Annotated in this window: 4 protein-coding genes and 1 pseudogene; 4 read left to right on the forward strand and 1 reads right to left on the reverse strand. The window is 58.4% G+C overall.

Going from position 1 to position 4,786, the window contains the following annotated elements; genetic code table 11:
* The first annotated feature begins 132 nt into the window (after positions 1-132).
* From GGQ68_RS23935 to GGQ68_RS23950, 4 genes and pseudogenes are all read left to right on the forward strand, one after another.
* A complete protein-coding gene (locus GGQ68_RS23935) occupies positions 133-1,518 on the forward strand; it encodes a phosphomannomutase (RefSeq protein ID WP_183970512.1) in 1,386 nt (461 codons plus the stop codon).
* A 283-nt stretch (positions 1,519-1,801) separates the two neighbouring features.
* Positions 1,802-2,143, forward strand: coding sequence for an IS66-like element accessory protein TnpA (gene tnpA, locus GGQ68_RS23940; RefSeq protein ID WP_183970518.1), 342 nt, complete (start codon positions 1,802-1,804; stop codon positions 2,141-2,143).
* Positions 2,140-2,406 carry an IS66 family insertion sequence element accessory protein TnpB gene (gene tnpB, locus GGQ68_RS23945; RefSeq protein WP_183970514.1) on the forward strand — a complete coding sequence of 89 codons (267 nt, stop codon included), beginning with the start codon at positions 2,140-2,142 and terminating at the stop codon, positions 2,404-2,406. The genes tnpA and tnpB overlap by 4 nt, the downstream gene beginning before the upstream one ends.
* A gap of 115 nt (positions 2,407-2,521) precedes the next feature.
* Positions 2,522-2,926: pseudogene (locus tag GGQ68_RS23950) on the forward strand (transposase domain-containing protein); the annotation flags it as partial.
* A 699-nt stretch (positions 2,927-3,625) separates the two neighbouring features.
* On the opposite strand, the gene GGQ68_RS23955 reads toward GGQ68_RS23950, so the two are convergent.
* Positions 3,626-4,351: a hypothetical protein gene (locus tag GGQ68_RS23955; RefSeq protein ID WP_183970516.1), complete on the reverse strand. Its 726-nt coding sequence runs from the start codon at positions 4,349-4,351 to the stop codon at positions 3,626-3,628.
* Between the last annotated feature and the right edge of the window lie 435 nt (positions 4,352-4,786).

Here is a 4,786-nt window from a genome sequence, read left to right on the forward strand (position 1 = left end):
CCTGCCCGCGCAACTGCTCGCCTACCACACCGCCGTCGCAAAAGGCACAGACGTCGACCAACCCAGAAACCTCGCAAAATCCGTAACCGTGGAATAAATCTGGAAATCGGCACCCCCAAGGAGATCAACGGCATGGCACCCAAATTTGGAACCAGCGGCCTGCGCGGCCTGGTGACAGAGCTGACCGAAGATCTGGTTCGCGACTACGTCACCGCCTTCATCGCCGCCTGCCCGCATGGCGGCACGGTCTATGTGGGGCGCGATCTGCGCCCCTCCTCGCCGCAGATCGCAGGTTGGGTGATCGACGCCGCGATGGCTGCGGGGCTGGAGGCCGTGGACTGCGGCGCGCTGCCGACCCCTGCCCTTGCGCTGGCGTCGATCAATGCGCGCGGGAGCGCGGTCATGGTCACCGGTTCGCATATTCCCGCTGACCGCAACGGATTGAAGTTCTACGTGCCAACCGGCGAAATATCCAAGGAAGACGAAGCCGCCATCGTCGCGGCCATCGGCACCGTGACAAGGGTTCCCGCGAAAGGCGCCTCGCGCACGCAGGACGCCAGCACAGCCTATGTTGCCCGCTACGTCGACGCCTATGGCGATGTGCTCACCGGGCTGACCGTCGGCGTCTACCAGCACAGCTCTGTGGCACGTGACCTGATGGTCGAGGTCTTCACCGCCCTCGGCGCGACGGCCGTGCCCATTGCCCGCTCCGACACTTTCATCCCGGTGGATACAGAAGCACTGGACCCGGAGACGCAAGCGCTGTTTGCAGGCTGGTTCACGGAGCACGGGCTGGATGTGCTGGTCTCCACCGATGGTGACGCGGACCGTCCGATGGTGGTGGATGATGCGGGCCGCGTGGTGCCCGGCGACGTACTGGGCACGCTGACCGCACAGGCGCTGAAGGCCCGGATCGTGGTCACGCCGGTGTCCTCGAACTCCATGGTCGCGGACCCGTCCTTCGGCTTTGCACAGATCGAGCGCACCCGGATCGGCTCCCCCTTCGTCATCGCCGCGATGGAAGACGCGATGGACGACGATCACGACGCCGAAGTCGTGGGGTACGAGGCCAATGGCGGCTTCCTTCTGGGCTTTACCGCCACAGCCCCAGCCGGACCGCTGGCGCCCCTTATGACCCGTGATTGCCTGCTGCCGGTCATCGCGCCGCTGGCCGCCGCACAGGCTCAAGGCAAGACCTTGGCACAGGTCTGGAACGCCCTGCCCCCGGTCTTTACCGCCGCCGACCGCCTGCAGGGCATAGAGACGGAAAAATCCGGGGCCTTCCTTGCAGAGCTGTCCTCTTCGCTGGAAGCCCGTACGGCGTTCTTAGGTGAAACAGAAGCTGCTCTGGACGCGACCGACGGCCTGCGTATGACGTTGGGCTGTGGGCGGGTGGTGCATCTGCGCCCCTCCGGCAACGCGCCTGAGTTCCGCTGCTACGCTGAGGCCAACACCCGCGAGGCCGCCACAACCCTGATGCGCGAGACGCTGGAAAAGGTGCAAACCAAGCTCGGTTAAGCCTGAAAAATCGGATGTCGGGCCAGAACTTTTTCCGACAAAATTTTCCGGCCCGACATTCCACTCCACTTGACATCAGAGCTCCCGAGCAAAATGGCCAAGTATAGTTAAGCGATCAATTTAATGGCGGTTTGAAGCGAGCACAGTGTAAGCGGTGCGCCGCCCCCACCTTCCTGATGGCTTCTTGATCTGCGAGTCCTTTTCCAAGCGTAGATTTGGGAAGGAGGCGGTGCTGGTAGGACATATAGAGCACCATATGGAGAACATTGGCCGGATGGAACTCATGGTTGGTCCTTCGGGTAAGCGGACTTGGTCGGATGCGTTCAAGGGCCGGGTTGTTGCGGAAACTCTGGTGCGGGGTGTGACGGTCAACGAGGTGGCGCGGCGACACGGTCTACGGGCCAATCATTTGTCGACATGGCGGCGGTTGGCGAAGGACGGCAAGTTGGTTGTCCCTGATTTGGCGGGAGCTGAGTTTGCCCCTGTGGTTTTGGAACCTGAGGTAACACCGTCTGAGGCAACGCCAGAAAGACCCATTGAGATTGTGCTTGGGCAGGTCATCATTCGTGTGGATGCAGGAACCCGGCCTGGCCGGATTGCCCATGCGCTGTCTGCACGGGGATGATGTTTCCCTCGAACCGCGTGCGGATCGTTATTGCGACCAAACCTGTGGACTTCCGCAAAGGGCATGACGGGCTGGCGGCTCTCGTAAAGAACGAGCTGCGCAAGGAGAAGTTCACCTGGACGGTCTTTGTGTTCCGGGACAAGCGGGCGGACCGGTTGAAGCTGCTCTTTTGGAACGGTACCGGGCTGGTGATGGCCTACAAGCGGCTGGAGGAAACGACCTTCACTTGGCCCCCCATCACAGATGAACCATGCCCAGTTTGAGGCGCTATTCTCCGGGTTGGACTGGCGCAAAGTGAAGGCTCTGGCAGCGCGTCCGCCGACTGCGGTAGAGTGAATTGCGTGAGTGCGTAGGCACCAAAAGTGATAGTTTTTGGACATGCTGAAGCCTGCTGATCTTCCCGATGACATAGCAGCCCTGAAGGCGTTACTTGTCGCCTCTGAGGGCCGCAACCTGCGCAAGCAGGACCGTATTGATCAGCTGGAAAAGCTGGTTGCAGACTTCAGGCGCGCCCTGTTCGGGGCACGGTCCGAGAAGACCGACCCTGAGCAGTTCGAGCTGGCGCTGGAAGATATCGAAACGGCGATGGCGGTTGTTCATGCGGAAGATGCAGCCCTTGATCCGCCCGCATCACGCGCAACCAAGCCACGCAACACCAATCGCGGATCATTGCCCAAGCACTTGCACCGCATCGAAGAGGTGATTGAACCTGAGCAGACTCTTTGCGGCTGCGGCGCTGAGCGCCATGTGATTGGTGAGGATACTTCAGAACGCCTCGACATCAGCCAAGTTCGCGAACAGCCGGCCGACTATGGCAAGGCCTACAGCGACTTCGCACAAAAGCAGATGGATCTGCTCATGCGTACCGTGCAGGCGATGTCCGATCTTGGTCAGAAGACTGGCACTGAGACCACAGAACTGGCCACCAAAGCCGGTGAGGACACGAGGCAGAAGATCGCCGCAAATGTGCAAGGTGCTGCAGACAAGGCAACCTCGGCGGCCAATAAGGCCGCCTGAGACGAGGCCGCGCAAAAAAAGATTCAACGGCGGCGGGTCCCTTAAGGACCTGCCGTTTTGCTGTGAGCGCACATCCTAAACTCGCCGAGCAAAAATGCGGGAGAGCGCCGCACAACCTTCCGCGACCTGCTCACAAACACCCAAAAACCTCGCCGGTTTTGCCGGAAGATTACGGCATTGCCACCCTTGATTGTCCCAGATGGCATGCAGCTTTCCGCGTAACTTTTCCCGACAAATTTGCGACAACTCCCAGCTTGTCGCAAATTCACTCAGAAAGAGGCTGAGAGCCAAGTATAGCAGAATATACCTAAGCGACAGCGACCTGAGGGACAGCCCGAATTTGGAACGCACTCTATAACCTATTACCTATTACCTATTACCTATTACCTATTACCTCCTCTTCATGTCGATCGCTCTGAGTGGATACGGGCGCAGCGGCGGTGACATCCGCGTCGCACACCACCATCAGTTCTGGAAACGCTTCCGTAGGTCCATCATCTTCCTCGTGAGGCGATCATTAAGTTTGGTGAAATGCGTCGATCGCCCCTTTTCTTCCAGAGGCTTGAGGAGCGCGCCAGAGCTGTCACGCTGCTTGCGATCACATGCCTTTTTACGCTCCGCACGATGATACAAATCCAAGCCGAAAGCACCGAATATCTTGAAGACTTCAAGCTCCGCCTCATCAACTCGTCCTTGTCCGTCCATTGAAAATGTCGGGTACACGAAGTTGAACAGTATCTGGCGAAGACCATGCCACCTAAACGAACTGATATTGTAGACCGATTTAACCCCCAACGCCTCAAGACCGCTCTGATCCCCGCTGAACCCATCAAGCGTAACTTCAAGTCGCGACCGGCTCTTTTCCAGTGGAAGAAGGTATTCGTGCTTTTTTGTACGGTCCTTCATACCATCAAATATCTTGTCGTAGACTTTATAGCGCATCTGGCGCTTCTTCGCCCCGATGTACATTATCGCGTCGACGGTCCCTTGAGGATGTGTTTCCGGATCAAACACCGTCTGAGCTGAGTGGCGGCGCCCGTCGCGCCCGCCAATAGCGATTGCGTCCTTTCGAGAAAATGAACTGATGCGTTTTTCGCTTCTGACAAACCGTAAACTATCGAGAGGTTCAGAAAACTCTCCATCTGAGAACAGGCGCTTGGGCACCATGTGCTTTTTGAGCAGCTCGGTCATCAAGACCCGCTTCTGAACGAACTCCGCGTCGCTGCATACCTTCGAGTGACGCGGGTAGACATCAAGGGCGATCTCGGCCCCGATGAGGCGATGGGGCTTGTCGCCTTCAGTGCCCGGAATGCAAGCAAGACCATACTTAATCTTGAGCAGACGAAGTATGAAATCCGTGCACTCGAGGGTTGGGTCGAAAACCTGTATCGTGAAATCCTGCGTCCACTGAGAACCACCAGAAGTATGGCCCACAACATACGCTGAACCGTATCCCTTCTCGGCGAGGCATTTTTTGAGAACTTTGCCTATGTCGAGAGCACGGCACGAGTCCGGCAAACGAACGGCAATTTGGACCTGTCGCGCTTTGGTGCCGCCCCAGGTGCTCGTTTAGGCCACCTTCCGCTCGAACGCGACAGGGCTTTTCCAGCCCAACGCTGAGTGTCG

This window comes from Sagittula marina, from assembly GCF_014196795.1.
GTDB lineage: Bacteria > Pseudomonadota > Alphaproteobacteria > Rhodobacterales > Rhodobacteraceae > Sagittula > Sagittula marina.